Source organism: Mycobacterium parascrofulaceum ATCC BAA-614, assembly GCF_000164135.1.
In the GTDB taxonomy this organism is placed as follows: Bacteria; Actinomycetota; Actinomycetes; order Mycobacteriales; family Mycobacteriaceae; genus Mycobacterium; species Mycobacterium parascrofulaceum.
In genome coordinates this window covers 1-976 of the sequence record NZ_GG770632.1, presented here as the reverse complement: position 1 = coordinate 976, position 976 = coordinate 1, and the positions used below count along the sequence as shown (strand labels likewise).

Annotated in this window: 1 protein-coding gene; it reads right to left on the bottom strand. The window is 73.6% G+C overall.

The genetic code is table 11. The features are described from left to right. Nucleotides 1–976 (bottom strand): LCP family protein (locus HMPREF0591_RS33595; RefSeq protein ID WP_007172642.1); only part of this gene is annotated, 976 nt, incomplete at both ends.

Here is a 976-nt window from a genome sequence, read left to right as displayed (position 1 = left end):
TGCCGGGGCGGCGGGGACGGGCTCATCGGAGGCCAGCGCCTCGAACAACCGGCTGGCCGCCTCGTGGTTCCACACCACCACCGATCCGGCGTCGCCGCTGGTGAACTCCCCGATCGGAACGGTCATCGTGGTGGGGGAGCCGTGCAGCCCCCAGCCGAGGCGGAGCAGGTCCCAGACGTGGTCGCCGCGGTCCACGGTCAGGGCGTCGGCGACCGCGCGCGGCACCGAGTACCAGCGCCACGGGTTGAGCCACACCGCGGGACTGGCGGCCGCGTGCAGCAGCGCCGCCACGAACTGCCGCTGATTCGCCATCCGGTCCAGATCCGCCCGGGGGGTGTCGCGCGTCCGGACGTACCCGAGGGCGTTGCGCCCGTCGAGCTTTTGGCACCCGGCCGGCAGGTCGATGCCGGCCAACGGGTCGTCGAGCGGCGCCGTCGGGCAAACCGTCACCCCGCCGAGCGCGTCCACCACGCCGGCGAATCCGCCGAATCCGATCTCGGCGTAGTGGTCGAGGCGCAGCCCGGTGGCCAACTCCACGGTCTGGGCCAGCAGGGTCGCACCGCCCATCGCGAAGGCGGCGTTGATCTTGTCCCGGCCGTGGCCGGGGATCGGGACGTAGGAGTCGCGCGGTAGCGAAACCATGGTCACCCGTCCGCCGGACCCCAGCTCGGGCAGGTGCACCAGCAGTATCGTGTCGGTCCGGCTACTGCCGATGTCACCGCCGGTGGCCAGGTTCTCCTGCTGTTCGGCGCTCAGCCCCTGGCGGCTGTCGGAGCCGACGAGCAACCAGTTCGTGCCGCGTCCGGGGCCGGGGCGTCCGGGATAGTCGGTCAGGATGTCGTCGCGGTGCAGCCGGCTGTCGAACCAGACCGCCCCGCACACGGCCGCGATGCCGACCAGCAGCGAGCCGACCACCAGCGTCGACGCGACGGCGCGCACCCAGCGGCGCCAGCCGCGGCGGCGCGCACCGGGCGCG